Annotated in this window: 28 protein-coding genes and 1 other RNA gene; 15 read left to right on the forward strand and 14 right to left on the reverse strand. The window is 61.1% G+C overall.

The features are described from left to right. Positions 1–169 precede the first annotated feature (169 nt). Entirely contained in the window at positions 170–448 is a 279-nt protein-coding gene (locus J3A65_RS14165) for a BON domain-containing protein (protein ID WP_062460811.1), read from the forward strand. A 97-nt stretch (positions 449–545) separates the two neighbouring features. On the opposite strand, the gene ssrS is transcribed toward J3A65_RS14165, so the two are convergent. The 3 genes from ssrS to J3A65_RS14180 all read right to left on the reverse strand — a co-directional run bounded on the left by ssrS (position 546) and on the right by J3A65_RS14180 (position 1458). After that, positions 546–704, reverse strand: a non-coding RNA gene (gene ssrS, locus J3A65_RS14170) — 6S RNA. 99 nt (positions 705–803) lie between these two features. Continuing rightward, a complete protein-coding gene (locus J3A65_RS14175) occupies positions 804–1175 on the reverse strand; it encodes a cell division protein ZapA (protein WP_062460814.1) in 372 nt (123 codons plus the stop codon). Positions 1176–1185: 10 nt separating this feature from the next. After that, on the reverse strand, positions 1186–1458 hold the full coding sequence (locus tag J3A65_RS14180) for a DUF4164 domain-containing protein (protein ID WP_062460818.1): 273 nt from the start codon (positions 1456–1458) through the stop codon (positions 1186–1188). Positions 1459–1777: 319 nt separating this feature from the next. Between J3A65_RS14180 and tkt the strand changes: the two genes are divergently transcribed. Beyond that, positions 1778–3754, forward strand: coding sequence for a transketolase (gene tkt, locus J3A65_RS14185; RefSeq protein ID WP_209901820.1), 1977 nt, complete (start codon positions 1778–1780; stop codon positions 3752–3754). Positions 3755–3828: 74 nt separating this feature from the next. Next, a complete protein-coding gene (gene gap / locus J3A65_RS14190) occupies positions 3829–4839 on the forward strand; it encodes a type I glyceraldehyde-3-phosphate dehydrogenase (RefSeq protein WP_209901822.1) in 1011 nt (336 codons plus the stop codon). A gap of 125 nt (positions 4840–4964) precedes the next feature. Here gap and J3A65_RS14195 read toward each other — a convergent pair whose 3' ends face one another. Next, a complete protein-coding gene (locus J3A65_RS14195) occupies positions 4965–5198 on the reverse strand; it encodes a hypothetical protein (protein WP_092659879.1) in 234 nt (77 codons plus the stop codon). 191 nt (positions 5199–5389) lie between these two features. Between J3A65_RS14195 and J3A65_RS14200 the strand changes: the two genes are divergently transcribed. The 6 genes from J3A65_RS14200 (at position 5390) to J3A65_RS14225 (ending at position 11782) form a co-directional block, all read left to right on the forward strand. After that, positions 5390–5950: a histidine phosphatase family protein gene (locus J3A65_RS14200; protein ID WP_209901825.1), complete on the forward strand. Its 561-nt coding sequence runs from the start codon at positions 5390–5392 to the stop codon at positions 5948–5950. Positions 5951–6038: 88 nt separating this feature from the next. After that, entirely contained in the window at positions 6039–6200 is a 162-nt protein-coding gene (locus tag J3A65_RS14205; RefSeq protein ID WP_162763059.1) for a hypothetical protein, read from the forward strand. A gap of 118 nt (positions 6201–6318) precedes the next feature. Further along, a complete protein-coding gene (locus tag J3A65_RS14210) occupies positions 6319–8145 on the forward strand; it encodes a potassium/proton antiporter (RefSeq protein WP_062460829.1) in 1827 nt (608 codons plus the stop codon). Between the two features lie 118 nt (positions 8146–8263). Then, positions 8264–9463: a phosphoglycerate kinase gene (locus J3A65_RS14215; protein WP_209901827.1), complete on the forward strand. Its 1200-nt coding sequence runs from the start codon at positions 8264–8266 to the stop codon at positions 9461–9463. Between the two features lie 273 nt (positions 9464–9736). Next, positions 9737–10633, forward strand: coding sequence for a fructose bisphosphate aldolase (locus J3A65_RS14220; protein WP_113109778.1), 897 nt, complete (start codon positions 9737–9739; stop codon positions 10631–10633). Between the two features lie 231 nt (positions 10634–10864). After that, positions 10865–11782 carry a PhzF family phenazine biosynthesis protein gene (locus J3A65_RS14225; RefSeq protein WP_209901829.1) on the forward strand — a complete coding sequence of 306 codons (918 nt, stop codon included), beginning with the start codon at positions 10865–10867 and terminating at the stop codon, positions 11780–11782. On the opposite strand, the gene J3A65_RS14230 is transcribed toward J3A65_RS14225, so the two are convergent. Further along, entirely contained in the window at positions 11783–11947 is a 165-nt protein-coding gene (locus J3A65_RS14230) for a hypothetical protein (protein ID WP_092659869.1), read from the reverse strand. It lies immediately after the preceding gene. Between the two features lie 207 nt (positions 11948–12154). On the opposite strand from J3A65_RS14230, the gene J3A65_RS14235 reads away from it, so the two are divergent. Together J3A65_RS14235 and J3A65_RS14240 are read left to right on the forward strand one after the other, a co-directional pair. Continuing rightward, the gene (locus J3A65_RS14235) at positions 12155–13432 is read left to right on the forward strand and encodes an MFS transporter (protein ID WP_062460840.1); all 1278 of its coding nucleotides are present in this window, start codon (positions 12155–12157) and stop codon (positions 13430–13432) included. An 18-nt stretch (positions 13433–13450) separates the two neighbouring features. After that, positions 13451–13642 (forward strand): DUF1192 domain-containing protein, encoded by a 192-nt coding sequence (locus J3A65_RS14240; protein ID WP_062460843.1) that lies wholly within the window; start codon positions 13451–13453, stop codon positions 13640–13642. 195 nt (positions 13643–13837) lie between these two features. On the opposite strand, the gene J3A65_RS14245 is transcribed toward J3A65_RS14240, so the two are convergent. After that, entirely contained in the window at positions 13838–14038 is a 201-nt protein-coding gene (locus J3A65_RS14245; RefSeq protein WP_209901831.1) for a hypothetical protein, read from the reverse strand. Positions 14039–14082: 44 nt separating this feature from the next. Between J3A65_RS14245 and J3A65_RS14250 the strand changes: the two genes are divergently transcribed. After that, positions 14083–14595, forward strand: coding sequence for a DUF1465 family protein (locus tag J3A65_RS14250; RefSeq protein WP_062461855.1), 513 nt, complete (start codon positions 14083–14085; stop codon positions 14593–14595). A gap of 57 nt (positions 14596–14652) precedes the next feature. Here J3A65_RS14250 and J3A65_RS14255 read toward each other — a convergent pair whose 3' ends face one another. Then, positions 14653–15189, reverse strand: coding sequence for an AAA family ATPase (locus J3A65_RS14255; protein ID WP_156461895.1), 537 nt, complete (start codon positions 15187–15189; stop codon positions 14653–14655). A gap of 65 nt (positions 15190–15254) precedes the next feature. Further along, positions 15255–15476: a 50S ribosomal protein L31 gene (rpmE, locus tag J3A65_RS14260; RefSeq protein ID WP_062460846.1), complete on the reverse strand. Its 222-nt coding sequence runs from the start codon at positions 15474–15476 to the stop codon at positions 15255–15257. A gap of 188 nt (positions 15477–15664) precedes the next feature. Here rpmE and J3A65_RS14265 point away from each other — a divergent pair, with 188 nt between their 5' ends. Next, positions 15665–17461 (forward strand): ABC transporter transmembrane domain-containing protein, encoded by a 1797-nt coding sequence (locus J3A65_RS14265; protein WP_209901834.1) that lies wholly within the window; start codon positions 15665–15667, stop codon positions 17459–17461. Further along, the gene (locus J3A65_RS14270; RefSeq protein WP_209901836.1) at positions 17461–18735 is read left to right on the forward strand and encodes a glucoamylase family protein; all 1275 of its coding nucleotides are present in this window, start codon (positions 17461–17463) and stop codon (positions 18733–18735) included. Before J3A65_RS14265 ends, J3A65_RS14270 begins: the two co-directional genes overlap by 1 nt. Here the strand turns inward: J3A65_RS14270 and J3A65_RS14275 are convergent, their stop codons facing one another. The 4 genes from J3A65_RS14275 to J3A65_RS14290 all read right to left on the reverse strand — a co-directional run bounded on the left by J3A65_RS14275 (position 18736) and on the right by J3A65_RS14290 (position 22019). Continuing rightward, positions 18736–18957: a hypothetical protein gene (locus J3A65_RS14275; protein WP_062460856.1), complete on the reverse strand. Its 222-nt coding sequence runs from the start codon at positions 18955–18957 to the stop codon at positions 18736–18738. Position 18958: 1 nt separating this feature from the next. Then, complete coding sequence (locus tag J3A65_RS14280; protein ID WP_062582385.1) at positions 18959–19990, reverse strand: peptidoglycan -binding protein; 1032 nt, start codon at positions 19988–19990, stop codon at positions 18959–18961. A 3-nt stretch (positions 19991–19993) separates the two neighbouring features. Further along, a complete protein-coding gene (locus J3A65_RS14285) occupies positions 19994–21064 on the reverse strand; it encodes a hypothetical protein (protein ID WP_062460863.1) in 1071 nt (356 codons plus the stop codon). Between the two features lie 154 nt (positions 21065–21218). Further along, positions 21219–22019, reverse strand: coding sequence for an inositol monophosphatase family protein (locus J3A65_RS14290; RefSeq protein WP_062461861.1), 801 nt, complete (start codon positions 22017–22019; stop codon positions 21219–21221). 208 nt (positions 22020–22227) lie between these two features. Between J3A65_RS14290 and J3A65_RS14295 the strand changes: the two genes are divergently transcribed. Further along, a complete protein-coding gene (locus J3A65_RS14295) occupies positions 22228–22584 on the forward strand; it encodes a hypothetical protein (RefSeq protein ID WP_062460866.1) in 357 nt (118 codons plus the stop codon). A gap of 23 nt (positions 22585–22607) precedes the next feature. Here the strand turns inward: J3A65_RS14295 and J3A65_RS14300 are convergent, their stop codons facing one another. Next, positions 22608–23735: a tetratricopeptide repeat protein gene (locus J3A65_RS14300; RefSeq protein ID WP_245341551.1), complete on the reverse strand. Its 1128-nt coding sequence runs from the start codon at positions 23733–23735 to the stop codon at positions 22608–22610. A gap of 8 nt (positions 23736–23743) precedes the next feature. Continuing rightward, positions 23744–24397, reverse strand: a complete 654-nt coding sequence (locus J3A65_RS14305; protein ID WP_209901838.1) for a thiamine phosphate synthase — start codon at positions 24395–24397, stop codon at positions 23744–23746. Positions 24398–24464: the final 67 nt, after the last annotated feature.

The following is a 24464-nucleotide window of genomic DNA, read 5'->3' on the forward strand; positions in this document are numbered from 1 at the left end:
TGTCAAGCGTCAGACAGGGGCGCCTGATGCCACATCAGGGGAAAACCGGACTGGCAATCTGACGAACTCGTGTACTGGAAAAAGAAATTAGAAAAAGCGCGGACACATTCGGAACATAAACGTAAGACAACAGTTCATTCATCAGACGTTCATGTTGGGAGTTTCGACAATGTTCTTGAGCAGCCTTCAGCCTACCGCTTCATTCGCCTTTGCCCATGACCACGGCATGATGATGGAAAAGACCGCTATCGAAACGGAACTGAGTTACCTCCCCAACTTCGACAGCAGCAATCTCACCGTCGACGTGACCGGCGACTTCATTGTTCTTGAAGGCGTTGTCAGCTCCAGTGGCGATCATGCCCGCGTTATGCGGATCGCCCGCGAAATCGTCGGCTATGAGCGCGTTCTCTCCCGTGTTCTGGTCTGCTCGATCGAAAAGCGCTCGTAAGCATCCCAATCGACTAGACGTGCAAAACCCCGCCTTGAGCGGGGTTTTTCGTTTTTGGGCGCGACCATTATGAATGATCGAGCCCGAATTCTGTAAGGTGCGATCCGCGGCGACCGATGGATTTTTACGATCCTGGGTGCCTACAAACGTAGGTGGGCGCCATATGTCCAAGCCCACGGGCCTGGCCAGGGACAGCTCCCTTTGGATCGAGTATGGCCCCAGGGATTGTGGTTCCTGTCGAGAAGCGCAGAACGCATTTTCAATATAAGGCTGAAGTCGATGGCGCGCCAGTGGCATCGCGAGGCATTTTTTTCTGCAGGCTTTCAGCGACGCTGAACCCCGGCGTGAGACGGTCTTAGTTCGCCGGCACACGGCCGTTGAGCTTGGCGGTCAGGCCTTCCAGTCTGGATGAAAGCTCGCTCAGGGCGGAGACGACAAGCTCGTCGCTGCGGCTCTGGTTTTCAGCGGCACCGGCGCGGTTGGATTTTAGCGACTGCACCTCGCCTTCGAGCGCACCGACCTTGCGGGTCAGCTCGGAAAGCTCATCCATGATCATGATCCCGGCCATGACCGTGATGCGAAGATCACCAATCTCGCCGAACTGGCCCTTCAGATGTCCGACATAGCGGTCGAATTGGTCGGCGAGGTCCGTCAGGTGCTGTTCCTGACCTTCTTCGCAAGCCATCCGATAGGCTTTGCCGTCGATCGTTACCGTTACCTGGGCCATCTCTTTTTCCTTACCGGTCCAGAACCGCGCGGATCGTCTCCATCGCCGTCACCAGACGGCGGGAAACCTCTCGGTTGACCTCTTCGAGACGATTGGCCCGAAACTGCGACTGATCCAGTTCCTGCGCCAGGCGCGATCGATCGGCATGCACGCGCTTGACCTCGCCTTCCATCTCGCCCTGGTCTCTTTGCTGCTCGATGCGCACATCGACGGCATTCTCCAGCCCGCTTATCGCAGCCCGAAGTTCCGAAAGCGCCAGATCCACCGTCTTTTCTGCCGGCATGCGTATATCCCGTGAGGTCGCGATCGGCGCCGAATCGTACGGCAGCGCCTCGCCAACAAGCGCCGTAGACTATTCACCGCTTGAAAGCCGGTCAATAAAACACGCAGACGATACCGCATCGAACTGTGGATCGTCGCTGATCAAGGGCACTCGGCGGCCCTGCCGAAATAGCAGGCAGACTGTGCTAAACCCGATCATTATGTGCCACCGGTGGCCCGCCTTTTGTTGACTTGCGCGCCCCACCTGATATGGATCGGACGCTTCCTGACGAGGCCCGATCATAGGGCCTGACCGACACTCGGACGATAGTGGATTAGCCATGATTTCTCGCGAACAACACGACCGGATGGCCAATGCGATCCGTTTCCTTGCCATGGATGCCGTCGAAAAGGCGAATTCCGGACACCCGGGCATGCCCATGGGCATGGCTGACGTCGCAACGGTCCTGTTTACCAAATACCTGAAATTCGACCCGACCAAGCCGCATTGGCCCGACCGCGACCGCTTTGTGCTGTCGGCCGGCCACGGCTCGATGCTGCTGTACTCGGTACTGTATCTGACCGGCTACCCTGACATGTCGGTGGACGACCTGAAAGGCTTCCGCCAGCTCGGCTCCAAGACTGCCGGACATCCGGAATACGGCCATGCGACCGGCATCGAGACCACCACTGGTCCTCTCGGCCAGGGCATCGGCAACGCCGTCGGCATGGCAATCGCCGAACGCAAGCTGCGCGAAGAATTCGGCGCCGACCTGCAGGATCACTACACATACGTGATCAACGGCGACGGCTGCCTGATGGAAGGCATCTCCCACGAGTCGATCGCACTTGCCGGTCACCTGAAGCTGAACAAGCTGATCCTGTTCTGGGACAACAACTCGATCACCATCGACGGTGCCGTGTCGCTGTCCGACTCGACGGACCAGATCGCCCGCTTCAAGGCCGTGCACTGGAACACGATCGAGATCGACGGTCACGATCAGGCCGCTATCGCAGACGCGATCGAGCAGGCCCACAAGTCCGACCGCCCGACCTTTATCGCCTGCAAGACCACGATCGGCTTCGGTTCGCCGAACAAGGCCGGCAGCCACAAGGTTCACGGTTCGCCGCTCGGCGCCGAGGAAATTGCAGCGACCCGCAAGGCCCTGAACTGGGAATACGAACCCTTCGTCATTCCCAACGACGTTCTGTCCGACTGGCGCGCAGCCGGCGTCCGCTCCCTCGAAGCCGTCAAGGCCTGGGAAGGCCGCCTTGCAGCGTCTGCCCACAAGGCCGAGTTCGACCGCCGCTTCGCCGGTGACCTGCCTGCAGGTTTCGACGCCACCATCAACGACTTCAAGAAGAAGCTTGCTGAAACCAAGCCGACCGTTGCGACCCGCAAGGCGTCGGAAGACGTTCTGGAAGTCATCAACGGTTTCGTGCCGGAAACGCTCGGCGGCTCCGCCGACCTGACGCCGTCGAACAATACCAAGACCAGCCAGATGGTCTCGATCACGCCGACGGACTTCTCCGGCCGCTACATGCACTGGGGTATCCGCGAACACGGCATGGCATCCGCCATGAACGGCGTCACCCTGCATGGCGGTCTGATCCCCTATGGCGGCGGCTTCATGATCTTCTCGGACTATTGCCGTCCGCCGATCCGCCTCGCGTCCCTGATGGGCATTCGCGTCATCCACGTCCTGACGCATGACTCGATCGGCGTTGGCGAAGATGGCCCGACCCACCAGCCGGTCGAACAGGTGGCAAGCCTTCGCGCCATCCCGAACCTGATGGTGTTCCGTCCGGCCGATGCGACTGAGACGGCCGAATGCTGGCAGATCGCGCTCGAAACCAAGGACCGTCCGTCAGCGCTTGCGCTGACGCGTCAGAACCTTGCACCGGCCCGCACCGAATACTCGAAAAAGAACCTCTGCACGCTCGGCGCCTACACGCTGTCGGGCAATGCAGATGCCAAGGTCACCATCTTCGCATCCGGTTCGGAAGTCGAACTGGCGATTGCGGCGGCAAAGACACTCGAGGAAAAGGGCACCAGCACACGCGTCGTTTCCGTGCCCTGCACCGAACTGTTCTTCGAACAGCCGGACGACTATCGCCGCGAGATCCTCGGCAACTCGCCGGTCAAGATCGCGGTTGAAGCTGCTGTCCGTGAAGGCTGGGATGCCTTTATCGGTCCGGAAGGCACGTTCGTCGGCATGAAGGGCTTCGGCGCTTCGGGTCCTGCCAAGGATGTCTTCAAGCACTTCGGCATCACGGCTGACGCCATCGTCGCTGCGGCCGAAGCAAAGCTCGCCTGATCATTCAAACGACGGGGCGACGGTCACACCGCCCGCCCCGTCCAGCTGCCAAACTATTTTTTCGGGAGAACCCTATGACTGTAAAGGTTGCCATCAACGGCTTTGGCCGTATCGGCCGCAACGTCCTGCGCGCGATCGTCGAATCCGGCCGCACCGATATCGAAGTGGTCGCGATCAACGATCTCGGCCCGGTCGAGACCAATGCCCATCTTCTGCGCTACGACTCGATCCACGGCAAGTTCCCGGCGGACGTCAAGGTCGAAGGCGACACGATCATCGTTGCCGGCGGCAAGCCGATCAAGGTAACCGCGGTGCGTGACCCGGCCCAGCTGCCGCACGCCGAAATGGGCGTCGATATCACGCTCGAATGCACCGGCATCTTCACCGCCCGTGACAAGGCCGCTGCCCACCTGACGGCCGGCGCCAAGCGCGTCATCATCTCGGCGCCTGGCGACAATGCCGACCTCACGGTCGTGTTCGGCGTCAACGACGATCAGCTGACCAAGGACCACCTGGTCATCTCCAACGCATCCTGCACCACGAACTGCCTGGTTCCGGTCGTCAAGGTGCTGAACGACGCTGTCGGCATCGACCACGGCTTCATGACCACGATCCATTCCTATACCGGCGACCAGCCGACCCTCGACACGATGCACAAGGACCTCTACCGCGCCCGTGCAGCGGCTCTGTCGATGATCCCGACTTCGACCGGTGCAGCCAAGGCCGTTGGCCTCGTTCTGCCGGAACTGAAGGGCAAGCTGGACGGCACGTCGATCCGCGTTCCGACCCCGAACGTCTCGGTCGTCGACTTCAACTTCGTCGCCAAGCGCGCCACCACCGTTGCCGAAATCAACGACGCCATCAAGTCTGCCGCAGACGGCAAGCTGAAGGGCATCCTTGGCTACACCGACGAGCCGCTGGTTTCCCGCGACTTCAACCACGATAGCCACTCCTCGATCTTCGCTTTCGACCAGACAAAGGTTCTCGAAGGCACGTTCGTGCGCATCCTGACCTGGTACGACAACGAGTGGGGCTTCTCCAACCGCATGTCGGATACCGCTGTTGCCATGGGCAAGCTGATCTAAAGAAAGCGCGTATGCCGGTTCTCAAGGACCGGTCTTGATGCTCGGGCTTTTAACCCCCTCCCCTTAAAGGAGGGGGTTTTGCGTTATAGGATGTGGACGGGAGAGGTCGCCCGCGCAACAATTCTTCAGGACGCCGTAAACTTCACCGTCACGCCGCGCTGGCGAAAATAGGCCTGCATCAGCTTGCGGCCCTGACGATTGTTCTGCACGATCCGCGCCGGGTCGAACTCAGCTTCCTTCTGGCCAGCCTGGGTCAGCGCTGCCTTGAGGGTTGCGATATGCGTGTCGAGATCGGCATTGTTGGCCTGAAGCGATTCATAAATGCGGTTTGTCGCTTCGGCTACGGTCGGTTCGCTCATGGTATGCTCCAGTCATTGTTTCGCCGGCGCTTAGCACACTTTCTGGCACGACCCAATTGCGATCATGACTGCCGGCGTCAGCAGATACCCCATCCGAGGGATGTTATTTTTCGTGAGGGTGGAAACCACGCAGTATCATTGCACGTATTGGCTTTGGACAGACAAACGCCAGCACCACCTGGAGATACGCCATGTTTCTGCGACGCCAGTTGCTGATCGCCTCCGCTCTTGCCCTGACCAGCAAGGCAAGGGCGCAATCCGACCCGTGGGCAGAGCTTCGCACCGGCGCGGCTATGGTGCTTCTTCGCCACGCGATTGCGCCCGGAACCGGCGATCCGGCGAATTTTGCGGTCAATGATTGCAGCACGCAGCGCAATCTCTCCGCGCAGGGCATCGCGCAGGCGAGCCGGATCGGCACGCTCTTCCGGGAGAAGGGCGTGGCGCAGGCGCGGGTCTTTTCCAGCCAGTGGTGCCGCTGCCTCGATACCGCTAAAGGTCTTGGTCTTGGACCGGTCGAGCCGCAGCCGCTGCTCAACTCGTTTTTCGGCAGTCCCGAAGATGGCAGGCCGCAGACGCAGGCCCTGCGCGCCTGGATGACGGGCTTGCCGCCCGGCCGGCCGGTTGTGCTGGTCACCCACCAGGTCAACATAACCGGGCTTACCAACATCGTTCCTGCCAGCGGCGAACTCCTGTTCGTCACGGCACGTGCGGCCGATCCACTGACGGTGATCGGCAGGGTCGCCGCTGAGTAATAGCAGCGAAGGGAAATGCTTTTCGCTCCTTAGACCTGCGCTGCGAGCAGCTCTTCGGCGTGTCCGCGACCAAACCAACCTTCACGACGTGCTGACCGACAATGACGCCATCGTGGCCGAGGTCGCTGCCGGACCGGCCTGCGCCAACCATTCACTTCGCACCGGCGTGATTTTTCTTAGCCCCGGCCCTTCTCTTGCCGGATTTGTTCCCGTCTATTTGAATATGCACATCGAATCGCCCGGCCACTGACCGGGATCTGCTCCATGGCTATCTTGTCGCATCGCGACAGCGGCACAGGATCCGACAATCGCCGGGCCTGCTGATGGATGGACTTCCGTAAACGGCGGCGAGAGGAAGGACGGGGACTTTGGAGGCTTTCTACATCATCCTGCTGGTTGGCACGGTTCTGGTGTTGGCTGCGGCCTTTTCCAGCCTGCTTGCCTTCCGGTTCGGCGCCCCCCTGCTTCTCGTCTTCCTGTCGATCGGCCTGCTGGCCGGTGTCGATGGTCTTGGCATCCGCTTCGAGAACTACTCCTTCACCTTCATGCTGGGGTCGTTGGCGCTCGCCATCATCCTGTTCGACAGCGGCTTCGGCACCTCGCTCCACTCCTTCCGAATAGCCGCGGTTCCGGCGCTCACGCTCGCGTCCGTCGGCGTGCTCTTGACCGCCGGCGTATTCGGCGTCGCGGCCAAGTATTTCCTGGGCTTCAGCTGGCTCGAAGGCTTCCTGCTCGGGTCGATCGTCGCCTCGACTGACGCTGCCGCGGTGTTCTTTCTGCTGCGCATCGGCGGCATCAACATCCGCGACAAGGTGCGCTCCACGCTCGAAGTGGAATCCGGCACCAACGACCCGATGGCGATCTTCCTGACGATCGCGCTGTCCGAACTGCTCGCCACCGGCCAGGGCTTCGGCGGCCTCGACCTGCATTTCGCCGTCATGTTCCTCGAGGAAATGGGGCTCGGCGTCATCTTCGGCCTGCTCGGCGGCTTGATGATCGTCTGGGTGCTGAACCGCTTCACCTCCGATCGGGGTCTCGCTCCGATCCTGGTCCTGACGCTTGCGTTGCTCGTGTTCGCCTTCACCGGCGCCATGGGCGGCAGCGGCTTTCTTGCGGTCTATGTGGCCGGCATCTACTCGGGCAATCGCAAGATGTTTGCCAAGCATCAGATCACGCGCTTCAACGAGGGGCTGACGTGGCTGGCGCAGATCATCATGTTCCTGGTGCTCGGCCTGCTCGCCACACCCTCCCAGTTCCCGATCCTGCTCGTGCCGGCGATCGGTCTGGCGCTGTTCCTGATTTTCGTCGCCCGCCCGATTGCCGTGTGGATCAGCCTGATGGCCTATGACTTCACGCAGCAGGAAATCGGTTTTCTGTCCTGGGTCGGTCTGCGCGGCGCGGTGTCCATCCTGCTCGCCATCACGCCGATCCTGTCGGGCGCCGAAAACGGGTCCGTCTTCTTCAACGTCACCTTCATCATCGTGCTCGTCTCGCTTCTTCTCCAGGGTTGGACGATCAAGCCGGTGGCGCGGTATCTCGGGTTGATCATTCCGCCGCGGATCGGCGCCGTCGACAAGCTGGAACTCGATCTTCCCGGCAAGGCGACGCATGAGCTGATCTCCTACCGCGTCCTCAAAGACAGCCCGATCCTGTCCGGCGAACGCATTCCCCGCTGGGCCATGCCGTCGCTGGTCATCCGCGACGGCCGCAGCCTGCGCTACCAGTATGCCGGACGCCTGCGGGAGAACGATCAGGTCTATCTGTTCGTGACGCCGAACTACACGAAACTGCTCGATCGGCTGTTTGCGAGCCGCGTGCCTGTCGATGATGACGATGCCGAGTTCTTCGGCGCCTTCGCCATCTCGCCGACACGGCCCGCAACCGAACTGGACCTCGCCTATGGTCCGGGCCTGCTCTCGGCAACCGAGCAGGCAATGACGATCGGCGAACTGATGCATTCCCGGCTGGGCGGCAAGACGGAATATGCCGACCGCATGCGTTTCGGCTCGATCGTGCTGATCGTCCGGGAAACCGACGAGCTTGATCATGTCACCAAGATCGGCGTTTCGCTGGAACCGGTGGAGCCTGCCACCAAGCTGCCGATCTTCATCAACATGCGCGAAATCGCCCACCGGATAAGGGACCAGATCCGCAAGTATCGCGGCAAGCCGGTGCCCGGCCGCCCCTCCGCCTGAACCCCGGCCGCCATCCGGCAACCGGCGCAAAGGCTAATTCGTTGAGCTGACAGCCTTGCGCCGTCGGACAAGAATAGTATGGTCCCGCCACCCTTTATCAAGCAACGGGATCAGTACCATGCCGGCCTTCAAGACCCTCGACGACCTCACCGATATCGCAGGTAAGCGCATTCTCGTCCGCGTCGACCTCAACGTTCCCGTGAGCGACGGCAAGGTGACGGACGCGACCCGTATCGAGCGCGTTGCTCCGACGATCACGGAACTGTCGAAGAAAGGCGCCAAGGTCATCCTGCTCGCCCACTTCGGCCGCCCCAAGGGCGAACCGGTCGCCGACATGTCGCTGTCCCAGATCGTCATGGCCGTCAATCAGGTGCTCGGTCAGAAGATCCTGTTCGCCTCCGACTGCATCGGCCCGGAAGCCGAGGATGCTGTCGCCTCGATGAAGAACGGCGATGTTCTCCTTCTCGAAAACACCCGCTTCCACACGGGCGAAGAAAAGAACGACAGCGGCTTTACCGAAGAACTGGCCAAGAACGGCGACATCTATGTCAACGACGCCTTCTCGGCCGCCCACCGCGCCCATGCCTCCACGGAAGGACTTGCCCACCGCCTGCCCGCCTATGCCGGCCGCACCATGCAGGCTGAACTCGAAGCGCTGGAAAAGGGCCTCGGCGCCCCTGCCCGCCCGGTCGTCGCCATCGTCGGCGGCGCCAAAGTGTCGAGCAAGATCGATCTGCTGCAGAACCTGGTGAAGAAGGTGGATGCGCTGGTGATCGGCGGCGGCATGGCCAACACGTTCATTGCCGCACAAGGCATCGATGTCGGCAAGTCGCTTTGCGAGCATGACCTTGCAGACACTGCCCGCGCCATCATGGCGGAAGCCGAAGCGTCCGGCTGCACGATCGTGCTGCCGACCGACGGCGTCGTGGCACGCGAATTCAAGGCGAATGCCGCAAACGAAACCGTCGCGATCGATGCCATCCCGTCTGACGCGATGATGCTCGACGTCGGCCCGAAATCCGTCGAAACCGTCAACGAATGGATCGGCAAGGCCTCGACGCTGGTCTGGAACGGCCCGCTCGGCGCCTTCGAGATCACCCCGTTCGACACCGCGACAGTCTCCGCTGCAAAGTTCGCAGCGAGTGAGACCAAGGCCGGCAGGCTGGTTTCGGTCGCCGGTGGCGGCGATACGGTGGCAGCACTCAACCATGCAGGCGTGGCCGACGATTTCTCCTACGTCTCGACCGCAGGCGGCGCCTTTCTGGAATGGATGGAAGGCAAGGAACTGCCCGGCGTTTCGGTGCTGACCAAGGCCTGATCAACCGGCTTTCCAGGACGCAACCCTCGATGGGTTCGGAGGCGCGGGACATAGGCTTCCGCGCCCGATCGGCAAGGCGGATTTAAAGAAATTCAATATTTTAAACGATTGAAACGATTTCAATCGTTTCAATGGCTTAGAGCATCATTTCCCTTTAAAAGAACTTCTGTTATCGGCGGGAGAGAACTTCGGATATGCTCTTCAATATCGGGCTCTCCGGAGATTGAATGGGCACACGCGCGCAACGCGCCATTGTGAGGGATAGGAGCGATTATGGTAGACGCGAAGATGTTGGACAAAGTCAGGTCGGCGCCCGGTTTCATTGCGGCGCTTGATCAGAGCGGTGGTTCGACACCCAAAGCGCTGCTGCTCTACGGCATTGCCGAAACCGAATACCAGGGCGACGAAGAGATGTTCCGCCTGATGCACGCCATGCGCGCCCGCATCATGAAGGCACCGGCCTTTACAGGCGACAAGGTCGTCGGCGCCATCCTCTTCGAGCGCACCATGGATGGCGATGTCGATGGCGAACCTGTTCCCTCCTACCTCTGGGAAAAGCGCGGTGTCGTGCCTTTCCTGAAGATCGACAAGGGCCTTGCTGCCGAAGAAAACGGCGTGCAGCTGATGAAGCCGATGCCCGATCTCGACGCTCTCCTGATCCGCGGCCGCGAAAAGGGAATTTTCGGTACAAAGATGCGCTCGGTGATTGCCTCTGCCGACAAGGCCGGCATCGCTGACGTCGTGCAGCAGCAGTTCGAAGTCGCGCGCCAGATCATCGCACAGGGCCTCGTTCCGATCATCGAACCGGAGATCCTCATTAACAGCCCGACCAAGGCTGAAGCTGAGACCATCCTGCGCGACGAGATCGCCCAGCAGCTCGATACGCTCGGTCCGGGCGAAGACGTGATGCTGAAGGTAACGATCCCAACGGTCGCCGACTTCTATGCGGATCTTGCCGCTCACAAGTCGGTCGTTCGCCTCGTCGCCCTGTCCGGCGGCTACAGCCGTGCCGACGCCTGCGAAAAGCTCAGCCACAACCGCGACATGATCGCGAGCTTCTCGCGCGCGCTCACCGAAAACCTGCGCGTATCGATGAGCGATGCAGATTTCGACGCGAGCCTGGCTGAAACCATCGACGGGATCTATTCCGCAAGCGTCAACAAGGCCTGATGCTCTAACCCTGATGCTGCGGCATCGGGAACACGAACCTGGAAAAGGCCGCCTCAGCTTTAATAGCTCTGGCCCTTTTCATGGGAGGAAGAGGCCGCACCGGGGGGTGCGGCCTTTCTCGTTTCCAGACCCTGCCCAGACAATCAGGATTGATGTCTTCCATCAAAACCATTGTCTGGTGATGGGAGATCGCAGGCTCTAGAAGTGGGGCCTCAACTGGGGAGCCTGTCCATGCCTGTTGCCGATTTCGTCACCGTCGATGTCTTTACCGACCAGCGCTTCTTCGGCAATCCGCTTGCGGTCATCACAGACGCCCGCGGCCTTTCGGGCGATGAGATGCAGGCGATCGCAACGGAGTTCGGCTATTCCGAAACCACGTTCGTGCTTCCACCGGACAATCCAGCCAACACGGCGCGCGTGCGCATCTTCACGCCGACGACAGAGGTTCCCTTTGCCGGCCATCCGAATGTCGGAACTGCCTTCGTCCTTGGAAACCTGCCCGACCTGTTCGGCAACGCTTTAGGCAACACGCTCCGCTTCGAGGAAATCGCCGGACTGGTCGAGATCGACCTGATCCGGAAGGGCGATGTGGTTGTCGGCGCAACCATCCGGGCACCGCGGCCACTTGAACTGGGCGCCGAGATCGAGCCCGAACGTATCGCCGACTGCGCCTCCATCGGCGTCGAGCATGTCGTCATGCACAACCACGCACCCGTCTTCGCATCGGTCGGCTTGCCATTCGCAGTTGCTGAGTTGGACGGCCTGCACGCGCTCGCCGCGGCCAGGCCGGATCTCACGTCATTCCATCGCGCGGCCGAGATCAGCCCGGGCGATCAGATGGAGTTTTCGCTGTTTCTCTATGTCCGTGATGCCAAGGATCCCCTGCATATCCGTGCCCGCATGTTCGCACCGCTCGACAATGTGCCGGAAGACCCGGCAACGGGTAGCGCGTCTGCAGCGCTCGGCGCGTTCCTTGCGATGCTTGACCCTAAAACCGACGCCGATATCCGCATGACCGTCGAACAGGGTGTGGAGATGGGCCGCCGCAGCGTGATCGAGCTCGCCATGGTCAAAAGACAGGGTCGCGTCACCGATGTGCGGATCAGCGGAAGCTGCGTGAAGGTGATGAGCGGCCGGATCGAGCTGTAATCAGCCGACGAACTCGCGCAGCAGCAGTGCCACGGACCAGAGCGCGAAGGCGACCAGCGCCAGCTTCCAGAAATCCATCCGGCGCCTGAGGCCCGGGAGGTTCAATGGCTTGATGATCTGCACGACCATGGCCAGCATCAACAGGACGGAGATTGTTTTTGTCATCTGTCTTTCGTCACTGTTTCAAAGGCTCGCCACAGGCTGGACATTTTTGCTCTCCACCACAGTTAGACCGGGAGGAGAATCGGGGTCTGTTGCGTCATGATCTCTGATCTGCCTTACCTTCGTTAACGTCCTGTGCCGGTCTGCGCAACATCGCTCCGGCACGGCAGGGCGGATCACCGACCACGAAGAGAGCTGACAGTATAGACGATGAGCCGTAATCTCCTTCCCGTTCTCGCCCTCCTCACTGGTACGCTCTTTCTGTTCCTCGGCAACGGCCTGCAGGGTCTTTTGTTGCCGGTGCGCGGTTCGATCGAAGGTTACTCGAACGAGGTTCTCGGCCTCCTCGGCACAACCTGGGCCTCAGGTTTCGTCATCGGTTGCTTCGTGGCACCGAATGTCGTGCGCCGCATCGGGCACGTTCGCGCTTTTTCCGGCTTTCTGGCCCTGATCTGCCTCAACGTGCTTATGACCGGCCTGCTGGTCGATGACGTCGCGTGGCTCATCCTGCGGGCAATCACCGGCTTTTGCACTGCCGGTACGTCGATGATCATCGAAAGCTGGCTCAACGAACGTGCCACACCGGAAAACCGGGGCACGATCTTTTCCTTCTATATCTCCATCACCCTGTTCGGCGTTGTCGGTGGCCAGTTGATGGTGCCGTTTGCCGATGTGACGCTGCCGACGCTGTTCATGGTCTGCGGCATCCTCTACTCGATCGCCGCCCTGCCGACGACGCTGTCCAAGGCTGCGTCACCACAACCGCTGAAACGCGCGCGGCTGGATCTCAAGGGACTGTTTCGAAACTCGCCGATCTCCTGCGTAGGCATTCTCTTGGTCGGCATCGCCAACGGCGCCTATGGCACGCTCGGCGCCGTGTTCGCCACCAAGGTCGGCCTCGACAAGGGATCGGTCGCAGCGATGGTCTCGATCACCATCTTTGCCGGCGCGATCATGCAGTTTCCGGCGGGTCGTTTGTCGGACAGGCTGGACCGCCGCCATGTCCTTGCAGTCCTCTCCGGCGTCAGTGCGCTGGCAGGCCTTGCCGTTGTGCTGGTTGCGCCGACCAACGTCTACACGATCGTTATCCTCGTCGCGACCTATGGCGCCGCCGCAAACGCGCTCTACCCGATAGCCGTTGCCCATGCCAACGACTTCGCCCAGCCCGAGGACTTCGTAAAGGTCTCCGGCGGCCTGTTGCTTCTTTACGGCATCGGGACGATCATCGGCCCGACGCTTGGAGGTCCTGTCATGACCTGGGCCGGCCCGCACGCGCTGTTCGGCGTCACGGCTGTCGCCCATCTGATGATCACCGTCTATGCGATCGTCCGAAGCCGGCAGCGCGCACCCGTCCCTGCCGGCGAACGCGACGCCTACACGACGGTGACTGGAACCAACGGACCACTCGCGACACCCGAGGGCCTCTCGCTCGATCCGCGCGCAAGACCCAAGGATGCAGCCGCGCCTGAACAGCAGACGACGCCATAACGGCCAAGGAGCCTTGAAATGTCATTTCTCGACGACGACCGCCCGAAGAAACCCGCAGCCCACGAGATCGGCGCCGATCTCTCGCTGCTCTCTGCGGACGAACTGCAGACGCGCATCACCATCCTGCAGGAAGAGATCGCGAGACTGGAAGCAGAGAAGGCGAGGAAGGCTGAGGGTCGCAAGGCCGCTGACAGCTTTTTCCGGACCTGATCTGCCGGACTAAGAATAAACCGCAAAACTACGACCAATCTTAAGCAAACATTAATCATTAACAGAGAATATAGCGATGTTCGGTTCTGCCGGACTCAGACAGTTTCACCGCTCGGCGAATGGTCTGATTTCTCCCTGTTTTACCTTGAGAGCCGCTTTTGCGGCTCTTTTTTTTGGCTGTCGGTCTGTACAGGCTCACGCAGCCATCAAAAACCCGTTCCCAAGGCCATTTTCAGGGGACTTGCGCTTTCGCAAGATCTGTTTCATTTCAAGAAGATCGAGGCGTTTACCGGTTCCTGTGGGTATTAACCTTTCATTAAGAAACGCCTTGCGGATTTCCAGTATAAGGATCATGTTCACTTCATTCAGCGGGCCAGATGGAACTTTTTGAGCCACTTCGCCATTGCCTGAGTAAGAAAGCATTAGCAGGAATGAATTCGATGTCCGAGCAGGGATTGAACACAGTGAGTTTTGCGGGCCGCGCCGCAAGCTCTGCCCAGTTCAAGTCACTATACTCCGAAGGCATGGCTCTTGTTGAAGAGACAGCAAGCTATCTGGACGGTCAGGGTCGTGCTGCATCCAAGGTTCTGCCGCGCATGGCCTCAGTTTTGTATGCAGCTGAATCCATGCGTCTGACAACTCGCCTGATGCAGATGGCATCGTGGCTTCTGCTTCAGCGTGCCGTCAACAACGGCGAGATGAGCCGCGATCAGGTTCTTTCGGAAAAGAGCAAGGTGCGTCTCGACGGCTTCAATGTCGATCGCAATGCTCCGGGCTGGCTCGATCTGCCGGAAAGTTTCCGTGATCTTGTCGAACGCTCGCTTCGTTTGCAGAACCGCGTCGCTCTTCTGGACCGCGAAATCTATCGCGCCCCGGAAGCCGTTGTCATCTCCGACAACGAAAACAGTGTCCGCGCCCAGCAGAACCTGCTTCACACCGCATTTGGTGGCTGAGATTTTAACGTCGACAGTCCAAAGGCAGGCATTGGGCCTGCCTTTTTGCGTTTGGGACTATGCAGATAGCGACGCCAGATAGGCGTTGACACTGTCACGACAGTCCAGCCGGTGTTTCGGGCCCTCGAAGGCGCTGAACATCCGGTCATGCGCCTCGAATGAATTCCAGTTGTTGTGTCGGAAGCGATAGCCCGCCACCCAATGGAGTAGCTCTTCGAAGGACGCAACGCTTCCCCCACCCTGAAGACCGCGATGGCGAATGTTTTCGAGGCAGACGTCGTCGGCGATGTCGAGGAAGATCAGCGTCGTTGCCCGGGTGATGGCGAGACTGGCAAGCCGGCCATAGACGCCCTCGATCAGCCAGACATCCTGTGCTGCAATCCGGCAAACGTCGTCGTCAACGACCTGCCTGTCACGGGCGATGCCGTAACGTCCCGGCTCCCAGTGGACGTCGTCCAGATGAATCGGGTGATGGCCGAGCGCCTCCCCCATCCTTGTCGCAAGCCACGTCTTACCCGATCCGCCATTGCCGAAAATGAGCACGCGGCAGAGCGGAAGCGGTAGCTTGGACAGACAGTTGGCCTTCTCCTCCATGCCTTCTAGAAAAACAAAAAAGCCCGGCTTTCGCCAGGCTTCTTTTGTCAAAATGCAAAAAGCGATTAGAGGCCGAGACCGCCGAAACGCTTGTTGAACTTGGAAACGCGGCCACCGCGGTCCAGCATCTGCTGGTTGCCGCCGGTCCAGGCCGGGTGCGACGTCGGGTCGATTTCGAGGTTCATGGTGGCGCCTTCGGTGCCCCAGGTCGAGAACGTCTCGTATTCGGTACCGTCGGTCATGACGACCTTGATCTTGTGGTAGTCGGGATGGATGCCAGCCTTCATGTCGATATTCCTGCTCTGCGAGGTCCATTCGTCGCATTGCGCGAGCAAGAACCGTCTTTAATGAATGAAGCCGCAAACCGGCGCGGTCACGGCTTCCCAATTGGATGCGGAGCCTATACAGGAAGGGCGCCGCAAGTACAAGTCCCCGAAAGGCTGAGATTCCGCTGCCCGGGGGCCATGGAGACGACATGGCCGAAAGCCGAGAAAATCAGAAGAAAAACCGCAGTCTCAAGCCGCTTTCCCGACTGCTCCCCTATCTTTCCCGCTATCGAGCCATGGTCGCCGGCGCGACTTTTTTTCTCGTCCTTGCCGCCTGCACCACACTTGCGCTGCCGCTGGCCGTCCGCCGCATGGTGGATCATGGATTCGCGTCATCTGACGGGCATTTCATCAACAACTATTTCGTGATGCTGTTCGTTCTGGCGGTGCTTCTCGCGATCGCAAGCGGCATGCGCTACTATTATGTGATCACCATCGGCGAGCGCGTGGTGGCGGATCTTCGCCGTGAGGTCTTTTCGCATGTGACGCGTTTGTCTGCTTCCTTCTTCGACGTCAACCAGTCCGGCGAGATCGTCTCGCGGCTGACCGCCGATACGACCCAGATCAAGTCCGCCTTCGGTTCTGCCGCGTCCCAGGCCCTGCGCAACACCATCCTCTGTCTCGGAGCGATGGGCATGATGGTCTATACGAGCCCCAAACTCTCGGCTCTGGCACTCGGCGCCATCCCGCTGATCGTCTTTCCGCTCGTCGGCTTCGGCCGCTCGGTGCGCCGCCGGTCGCGCGCCGCACAGGACATGCTGGCCGCGACCTCGGCATATGCAGCCGAAACGATCGGCGCCACACGCACCGTTCAGGCCTTCACCGGCGAGGCTGTCGCCACCTCGCGCTACAGCGACACAGTCGAGAATGCCTTTGAGGCCGCCCGCAAGTCGATCCGCGCCCGCGCGCTTCTGACCGGCTTCGGCATCGTGCTGATCTTCGGCTCGATCGTCGGCGTCCTCTGGTACGGCGCCCAGAGCGTGCTTGCCGGCACGATGACACCGGGCACGCTCGGCCAGTTCGTGCTCTATTCGGTGATTGCGGCAAGCTCGCTCGGCACACTGTCGGAAGTCTGGGGCGAACTGTCGTCTGCAGGCGGCGCCGCCGAACGGCTGTCCGAACTGCTGGATGAAGTGTCCGCCGTGCGTGACCCGGAACACCCGAAAGCCCTCCCCTCACCCCCGCGCGGCGATGTCGCGTTCGACAGCGTCTCCTTCGCCTATCCCGCCCGTGTCAGCGCCATCACGCTCAATGCGCTTTCCCTGCATGTGGCGCCCGGAGAAACTGTCGCCATCGTCGGTCCCTCCGGTGCCGGCAAGAGCACGATCTTTTCGCTGCTGCTGCGCTTCTACGATCCGACGGCCGGATCGATCCGGCTCGACGGCGTCGACCTCCGCCATGCGACCCTTGAAGACATCCGCTCACGGCTTGCGATCGTACCGCAGGACGTGACGATCTTTGCAGCCTCCATCCACGACAACATCGCCTTCGGGGTACCGAACGCGACCCGCGAGGCCGTGCGTGCCGCAGCAATCGCTGCCCAAGCAGACGAATTCATCGCGAAGCTCGACAACGGCTATGACACGCTCGCCGGCGAACGCGGCATCACCCTGTCCGGCGGCCAGCGCCAGCGGATCGCCATCGCCCGCGCCATCCTGAAGGATGCTCCGGTCCTGCTGCTCGACGAAGCCACCTCGGCGCTCGATGCGGAAAGCGAAACACTGGTGCAGAAGGCGCTCGACGGTCTCATGCGCAACCGCACCACGCTCGTCATCGCCCATCGCCTTGCGACGGTGTTGAAAGCCGACCGGATCCTGGTCCTGGAAAACGGTCGCGTCGTCGAGGAAGGCACGCACCAGAGCCTGGTGGCGGCTGGCGGTCTCTATGCGAAGCTCGCGCGGCTGCAATTCCATGATCTCGAGCAAACTTCCGTCAGCGCGATCTGATGGACGCGACCCCCATCATCTCCGCAGATCTGGATAGTCTGCTCGATGACGTTCAGCAGCGCACCTTCCGGTATTTCTGGGATGGTGCCCATCCGCAGAGCGGCCTCCCTTATGACAAATGCCTTCTCGACGGCACACCCGGCATCGATGCGATCTCGATCAGCGGCACGGGCTTTGGTCTGATGGCAATTCTGGTCGCCTGCGAGCGCGGCTGGATCACCAGCGACGAGGCGCTGGTTCGCATTACCACGATTGTCGAGAGCCTCGAACTGGCACCGCGCTACCACGGCGCGTTCTCTCACTTCATCAATCCCGCTACCAGCGCAATGATTCCGTTTTCGGCGCTGGATGATGGGGGCGACATCGTCGAAACGACGCTTCTCCTACAGGGCCTGATCTGCGCCCGTGAATATTTCGCGGCAGAGACCATTTCCGAGAAATCGCTGCGCACCGCGATCACCCGGCTGTTCGACGAAGTCGAGTGGACCTGGTACACCCGCGGCAAGACCGACGGCCCGATCTACTGGCACTGGAGCCCGATCAACGAATGGGCGATGAACCTGCCGATCACCGGCTGGAACGAGGCGCTGTCAACCTATGTCTTTGCCGCCGGCTCGGACACGTTTCCGATCGATCCGCAGAACTATCACTGCGGATGGGCACGCAACGGCGCCATGAAGAACGGCGAAGAATATTTCGGCATACAGCTGCCGCTCGGTGAACCCATGGGCGGGCCGCTGTTCCTGTCGCAATATTCCTTCTGTGCGCTCAATCCACGCGGTCTGTCCGATCGCTACGCCGATTACTGGCGCCAGGCGGTCGCGCATTCACGGATCAATCGCGCCTATTGCCTGACGGTGCCGGAATATGCCGCAGCCGGCGTCTGGGGCCTGACGGCATCGGAAGCCCAGGCCGGCTACGCCGCCAATTCGCCGCTGGTCGATTTCGGCGCGATTGCACCGTCTGCAGCACTGTCGAGCTTTCCTTTCGTGCCCGGCCATGCGGAAGAAGCCTTGCGCGCGCTCCTTGCCTACGAGAACGGACGGCTGGTCAACCGCTTCGGCTTCGCCGACGCGTTTGCGCCGAAGACAGGCTGGGTCGCATCGACCTACATCGCTATCGACCAGGGTCCGATCGTCGCGATGATCGAGAACCACCGCTCGGGTCTGTTGTGGAAACTGTTCATGGCCGCTCCGGAAGTGCGCCGCGGCCTCGACCGGCTGGGATTCCGCTATCCGGCCACTCCGCTCGAGCACAAAAACGCCGGCACCTGATCACTTCGCGCGTTTGAACGTCCATTTGACGACATGATCGCCATTGCGCTTGATCTTGGTCTTCATCTTCAGCTGGACCGATTGCTCGCCGAACGCAGCCTGCGCCTCCTCGAACGCCCGACGCGCCTGCGCCATCGCCTCGTGATAGGCGGTGTTATCGCGGCGAGGCGTATCTGCCACCGCCTTGGCGATCGCGTCGATGTCGGGCTTGCTGTAGGTCATGTCAGCGTTCGGTAAGCTTCAGTTCAATGCGGCGGTTCTGGTTTCTAGCATCCGGCGTATCGCCAGCCGCGATCGGCTGGAATTCGCCAAAGCCCGCGGCCACCAGCCGGTTGGCCGGCACGCCCTTCGAGATCAGATACTTGACCACCGACGTCGCGCGCGCAGACGAAAGCTCCCAGTTGTCGCGGTAACGTCCGGTGCCGGAAAGCGGAGCGTTGTCCGTATGTCCGTCGACCCGCAGCACCCAGTTGATCTCGGCCGGAATTTCCTTGGCGAGATCGAGAAGTGCGGCGGCAAGCTTGTCCATCTCCACGAGACCGGCCGCATCGAGTTCGTTGCCGCCGATCGGGAAGAGAACTTCCGACTGAAACACGAACCGATCGCCGACGATGCGGATGTTTTCGCGATCGGAGAGAATCTCACGCAGACGCCCGAAGAAGTCGGAGCGGTAGCGATTGAGCTCCTGCACGCGGGCTGCAAGCGCCACGTTGAGGCGACGACCAAGATCCGAAATCTGCGCCTGCGAGTTGGCGTCCTTCGTTTCCGACGCCTGCAGTGCCTGTTCGACGGCGGCGATCTGGGCCCGCAGCGCCGCGATCTGCTGGTTGAGAAGCTCGATCTGGCTCATCGCCCGGGCGCTGACCTGCCGCTCGTTGGAGAGTTCACCCGTCAGAGTGGTCACGCGGGAATTGGCCGCGTCGCTTGCACCACTGCCCTGGTTGAGAAGCTGCTGCAGCCGCGACCGGTCGCTTTCAGCAACCGCCAGCGACGATTGCAGGTTGGCGAGCTGGTCTTCGATATCCTGATTGTTGCCCTTTTCCAGCGCCAGAAGCTCTGTCAGTTCCGCGATCTGGCTGTTCAGCCGGTTCAGAACCTCGTCGCGACCGGAAATCTCGCGTGTGAGCAGGAACTGCGCCAGCACGAACACCGTCAGCAGGAACATGATCGCCATCAAAAGCGTGGTCAGCGCGTCGACGAAGCCCGGCCAGTAGTCCACGCCGTGCTGGCGGCGACGGTTCTTGCCCAGCGCCATGGTCTACTTGCTCCCGATCTTGTCGGACTGACCGATCTTGTCGGAGAGCCGGTCCAGCGTGCGCCGCAAGGCCTTCGATTCTTCCTGCTGCGCCTCGATCCAGTCGCGCAGCATCTGCTGCTCGTTGCGCATGTTCTTGACCAGCCCCTGAATGCCTTCGGCAAGGTTTGCCATGGCCGCAAGCGACTTCTCGTTCTGCTGGACATCACCGCTGCCGGTTCTGCCCTGAGCCGCCGCAATCTTGCGCAGCTCGTCGGCAAGCGTCTTGAATTCGCCGGAGGAACCAGCTGAAAGCCCTGCCGCCGCAACCGGCGCGTCCGATCCCGTATCGGTCACCGATGAGAGCCAATTTTCGAGTTCCGTATAGAACCGGTTCTGCGCACGTCCTGCCTGGAGATCGAGGAAGCCGAGGATCAGCGAGCCCGAGAGGCCGAGCAGCGACGAGGAGAACGCCGTGCCCATACCGGCAAGCGGCTGCGCAAGACCGGTCTTGATAGCCGACAGAATGTCGTTGGAGCCGCCGGCGCCCGGATCGAGCGCACCGATGACGTCGCTGATCGAGCCGATCGTGCCGATCAGGCCCCAGAACGTGCCAAGCAGGCCGAGAAACACCAGGAGCCCGATCAGGTAACGGGACGTATCCCGAGATTCGTCGAGGCGGGTGCCGATCGAATCGAGAATGGAGCGCAAGGTTGCGGTCGAAAGCGCCGTTTTGCGGCGACCACCGATCAGCGAGCGCATCGGCGCCAGAAGTTTCGGCTCGCGGCCCACCTTGTCGACGGTGCCGGCAGCGCGGAACGAGTTGAACCAGCGCACTTCCGGAATAAGGCCGATGACCTGCAGGAAAACCAGGACGATACCAATCAACAGGACGCCGAGGATCAGACCGTTCAGACCCGGATTGGTCTGGAACGCTTGTGCGGCCTGACGGTACAGGATCGAGCAGACAAAACCGACGATGATCAGGAAGATCAGCATCGTCCAGAGGAAGGAAGCCGGGTTGGAAAGCTTTTCGGTAAAACGGCGGCGGTTAGCTTCAGTTTCGTCCAGATCGTCCACTGTCGCATTCGCCATAATAAGCCTCGCCTCTGGGTCGCGTCGCGCGGAGGCTAGAGCAAAATTGCGACGAATTGAAGTGTCGCCACGGTGCAAAGACCGGGACAAGCCGAAGTTTTTTCCTCGCCATTTCAAATGACAAGCAGCACTCCGGCCGTCACCGCATCAGCAATCAGCGCGACGGAACCGGACGATTGGAAACTTCCAGCAGCGCCTTCTGGATCAGCTCGTTGCCGGCAACAATGCTCTTGGTGCCGAACATATCGGTCGAACCCTTGATGTCGCTGACAAAGCCGCCCGCTTCGCGGATGAGAACGAGGCCGGCAGCGATGTCCCACGGCGAAAGACCGATTTCCCAGTGACCGTCGAAGCGACCGGCAGCGACATAGGCGAGATCAAGCGACGCAGCGCCAAGGCGACGAACGCCCGCCACTTCGCCCATCACGTGGCGCAGTTCGACCAGGAACTTGCCGTGATCGCCGCGGCCGAGATGCGGCACGCCGCAACCAACCACGCAATCGGACAGGACCCGGCGTGCGGCAACGCGAATGCGACGGTCGTTCAAGAACGCGCCGCCGCCCTTTTCTGCCGTATAGAGTTCGTCGGTGCCCGGGTTGAAGATCACGCCGGCGACGATTTCGCCATTGCGCTCCAGCGCGATCGACACCGCGAACTGCGGAATGCCGTGCAGGAAGTTGGTCGTGCCGTCGAGCGGATCGACGATCCAGCGGTGAGCGCCGTCCGTGCCCTTCTCCTCCTGGCTTTCCTCACCGAGGAAGCCGTAGGTCGGGCGCGCCTTCATCAGCTCGTCATGGACGATCTTTTCCGCCTTGAGATCCGCCTGGGTCACGAAATCGCCCGGTCCCTTGACCGAAACCTGCAGGTTCTGAACTTCGCCGAAATCCCTGGAGAGCGACTTGCCAGCCTTGAGGGCGGCCTGAACCATGACGTTGAGAAGGGCTGAGCGGGCCATGCGGGAAATCCTGATCGTATGGTCCCGAACATGCATCAGCCGGGACGTGTCTGTGGCGAATTGTCTTGATTGGCCGGTTCAAGACCACAAAACCAAGGGAAATTCAAGTCGAAGCCGACAAACCCCGCGTGAACGGACAAAATGCGACATTGCCCGCCTGCCTGCGATCTGCCAGAACGCCGGCTATCGAGATTTTAGGAGTATCACCGTGAAGATCGCATTGCCATTCGGCATCAGCCTCGGACTTGTGGGCGTGATGACCATGCTGTCGCTGGGTCTGATCTCGGCGCTGCCGGCCGATACCCAGCTGCCGATCCACTTCACCCTGACCGGTACACCGACCAGCACGGCACCAGCCATGATCGCGCTGCTGCTTCTGCCGGCCTGCGCGCTGTTCGTGACGGCCATGTTCGCACTTGGCCCCCGCATGGGCGGCCGTATCAAGGCCTCGCCGGGCATCTACCTGATCGTCTGGCTGGTAACGCTGCTGATCCTGGCGCTTGCCCACGGCTTTATCATCCGCCACGCCCTGTTCACGCTGGCGGCGATGAAGGCAACCGCCTGACCACTCGAACTACTGGCGGTTGACTACTGGCGTCGGAAGCGGTTCGCCGCATCGATCGCCTGTCGCTGCTGCTCGTCGTTGATGCCGAGGTAGAAATCTTCAAGCGCCGCGTCCTGAAGTCCGGCACGACGGGAAAGCACATACCACTTGGCGGCCTCGACCGGGTTCGGTCGTGTCCCCAGCGCCTCGATATAGAGATGCGACAGCTTGTTCTGGGCAACCACATTGCCGCGATGGGCCGCAATCCGCAGCCATTCGAAGCCCTTGTCGTAGTTGCGTTCGCCGCCGACGCCGTTGACGAACCAAATGCCCATGTCGAGCTGCGCCGTGTCGAACCCGGCCTTCGCCGCGCGCTCCAGCCATCGGCGAGCCTCGGCCTTCTTCTCCTCGGGCACGCCCTTCATGTTCACGTAGAGCTGGGCCACCGCATATTGCGCATCCGCCACGCCCTGCTTTGCCGCCCGCTCGTAGAAGGGCAACGCCAGCTTGAAACCTTTGTCGCCCGGATTGTCCGACACCAGGATCTGGCCCCAGTTGAACTGCGCCGATGAATTGCCGGCTTCCGCCGCCTTGCGCATATAGTCGTCGGCCTTCTTTTTGTCGGCGGGCACGTAACGGCCGCTCATCAAAAGAAGCGAATACTGGAACATGGCGGCAGGATCGCCGCGCTCGGCAGCCTGCCCGTACCAGAAGGCCGCGGTCTTTGCGTCGCGGTTGATGCCGAGCCCCTTGCTCATCATTTCGGCGACAAGCGTCTGCGACGCCGCATCGCCGGCCGACGCACGCTTCAGTGCGACATCGAGCGCCTTGACGTACAAGCCGCGCTGGAACGCACCATAGGCCTCGTCGATCGGGCCCGTATAGGGCTTCTCCGGCGGCAGTGGCGGCAAGGTCACGCCCATGCGCTGATAGAGTTCGACACCGGCGGACGGCACGATGCCATCGGGCTGTGCACCGCGTTCGACGCCCATTGCATCCGGCGCGACCGGTCTCGTCACCACTTGACGCGACTGCGCCGCCGTCGGCCCCTCCTGCTCCACCGCACCGGGTTGCTGCACCTGCGAGACTGCCGAATGCGGCAATACGACAGACGCGCAAAGGCTGGCGGCAAGTATCAGGACAGTGGATGAGGCGCGGCGAATCGATGGCATACCGACCATCAAGCCTCAAACCGTGGCGCTTTTTCGTCCAGATCGGCGTTGACCAACCGCACGGCTTCCTGCGGACCTTCGGGATGATCGAAGACGGCCAGTCTCAGGGCCACGAATTCGGCACCGTTTTCGGCCACGACCAGCGCCGAGGAAATGTCGGTGCCGCCCATGGCGATGCAGGGAATTTCCACCATCGAAGCCCACCATTCCGCAAGCGCGACGTTCTTGGGATGCGCCTCCGGCTTGATGTCGCCATCGAGCTTGCCGAAGAAAATATAGTCGGGGCGGCGCTCGCCCACTTCGAGCGCCGTGTGACGCTCGGATGCGCCACCGGCACCGACGATCATCTTCGGGCTGAATTTCTCGATCGTTTCTTCCAGCTCTTCCATCGAACCGGCCATATGCAGGCCATCTGCCTTGACGCGACCTGCGACGCGGCTGTCTCCGGCGATCAGCGCTGCGGCACCCGCGGCCTGGATCATCGGCACCATGAGTTCGGCGCGGTCCTGGAACGCGGTATCGTCTTCATCATATTGCGGCAGGATCACCGAGGCGACATCGCCGCCCGCAAGCGCCTTCTCCAGTCGGTCCGCCTGCGCTTTCGCATCCGCATCCTGCGGCACGATCAGCACCAGACGGCAACGCTCTTCCTGTTTCTTCATGTTTCTTCCCATGCAGCGAACCGCAACCCGGCGATCCGCACTCGTTTTCTCTTGAATGATTCGATAG

The organism is Rhizobium sp. PvP014 (genome assembly GCF_017876855.1).
In the GTDB taxonomy this organism is placed as follows: domain Bacteria; phylum Pseudomonadota; class Alphaproteobacteria; order Rhizobiales; family Rhizobiaceae; genus Neorhizobium; species Neorhizobium soli.

Bases quoted from the DNA above. Each gene is read 5' to 3' on its own strand.
- J3A65_RS14165 (WP_062460811.1), top strand. From the start codon at position 170: ATGTTCTTGAGCAGCCTTCAGCCTACCGCTTCATTCGCCTTTGCCCAT.
- J3A65_RS14175 (WP_062460814.1), bottom strand. From the start codon at position 1,175: ATGGCCCAGGTAACGGTAACGATCGACGGCAAAGCCTATCGGATGGCT.
- J3A65_RS14180 (WP_062460818.1), bottom strand. From the start codon at position 1,458: ATGCCGGCAGAAAAGACGGTGGATCTGGCGCTTTCGGAACTTCGGGCT.
- tkt (WP_209901820.1), top strand. From the start codon at position 1,778: ATGATTTCTCGCGAACAACACGACCGGATGGCCAATGCGATCCGTTTC.
- gap (WP_209901822.1), top strand. From the start codon at position 3,829: ATGACTGTAAAGGTTGCCATCAACGGCTTTGGCCGTATCGGCCGCAAC.
- J3A65_RS14195 (WP_092659879.1), bottom strand. From the start codon at position 5,198: ATGAGCGAACCGACCGTAGCCGAAGCGACAAACCGCATTTATGAATCG.
- J3A65_RS14200 (WP_209901825.1), top strand. From the start codon at position 5,390: ATGTTTCTGCGACGCCAGTTGCTGATCGCCTCCGCTCTTGCCCTGACC.
- J3A65_RS14215 (WP_209901827.1), top strand. From the start codon at position 8,264: ATGCCGGCCTTCAAGACCCTCGACGACCTCACCGATATCGCAGGTAAG.
- J3A65_RS14220 (WP_113109778.1), top strand. From the start codon at position 9,737: ATGGTAGACGCGAAGATGTTGGACAAAGTCAGGTCGGCGCCCGGTTTC.
- J3A65_RS14225 (WP_209901829.1), top strand. From the start codon at position 10,865: ATGCCTGTTGCCGATTTCGTCACCGTCGATGTCTTTACCGACCAGCGC.
- J3A65_RS14230 (WP_092659869.1), bottom strand. From the start codon at position 11,947: ATGACAAAAACAATCTCCGTCCTGTTGATGCTGGCCATGGTCGTGCAG.
- J3A65_RS14235 (WP_062460840.1), top strand. From the start codon at position 12,155: ATGAGCCGTAATCTCCTTCCCGTTCTCGCCCTCCTCACTGGTACGCTC.
- J3A65_RS14240 (WP_062460843.1), top strand. From the start codon at position 13,451: ATGTCATTTCTCGACGACGACCGCCCGAAGAAACCCGCAGCCCACGAG.
- J3A65_RS14250 (WP_062461855.1), top strand. From the start codon at position 14,083: ATGTCCGAGCAGGGATTGAACACAGTGAGTTTTGCGGGCCGCGCCGCA.
- J3A65_RS14255 (WP_156461895.1), bottom strand. From the start codon at position 15,189: ATGGAGGAGAAGGCCAACTGTCTGTCCAAGCTACCGCTTCCGCTCTGC.
- rpmE (WP_062460846.1), bottom strand. From the start codon at position 15,476: ATGAAGGCTGGCATCCATCCCGACTACCACAAGATCAAGGTCGTCATG.
- J3A65_RS14265 (WP_209901834.1), top strand. From the start codon at position 15,665: ATGGCCGAAAGCCGAGAAAATCAGAAGAAAAACCGCAGTCTCAAGCCG.
- J3A65_RS14270 (WP_209901836.1), top strand. From the start codon at position 17,461: ATGGACGCGACCCCCATCATCTCCGCAGATCTGGATAGTCTGCTCGAT.
- J3A65_RS14275 (WP_062460856.1), bottom strand. From the start codon at position 18,957: ATGACCTACAGCAAGCCCGACATCGACGCGATCGCCAAGGCGGTGGCA.
- J3A65_RS14280 (WP_062582385.1), bottom strand. From the start codon at position 19,990: ATGGCGCTGGGCAAGAACCGTCGCCGCCAGCACGGCGTGGACTACTGG.
- J3A65_RS14285 (WP_062460863.1), bottom strand. From the start codon at position 21,064: ATGGCGAATGCGACAGTGGACGATCTGGACGAAACTGAAGCTAACCGC.
- J3A65_RS14290 (WP_062461861.1), bottom strand. From the start codon at position 22,019: ATGGCCCGCTCAGCCCTTCTCAACGTCATGGTTCAGGCCGCCCTCAAG.
- J3A65_RS14300 (WP_245341551.1), bottom strand. From the start codon at position 23,735: ATGCCATCGATTCGCCGCGCCTCATCCACTGTCCTGATACTTGCCGCC.
- J3A65_RS14305 (WP_209901838.1), bottom strand. From the start codon at position 24,397: ATGAAGAAACAGGAAGAGCGTTGCCGTCTGGTGCTGATCGTGCCGCAG.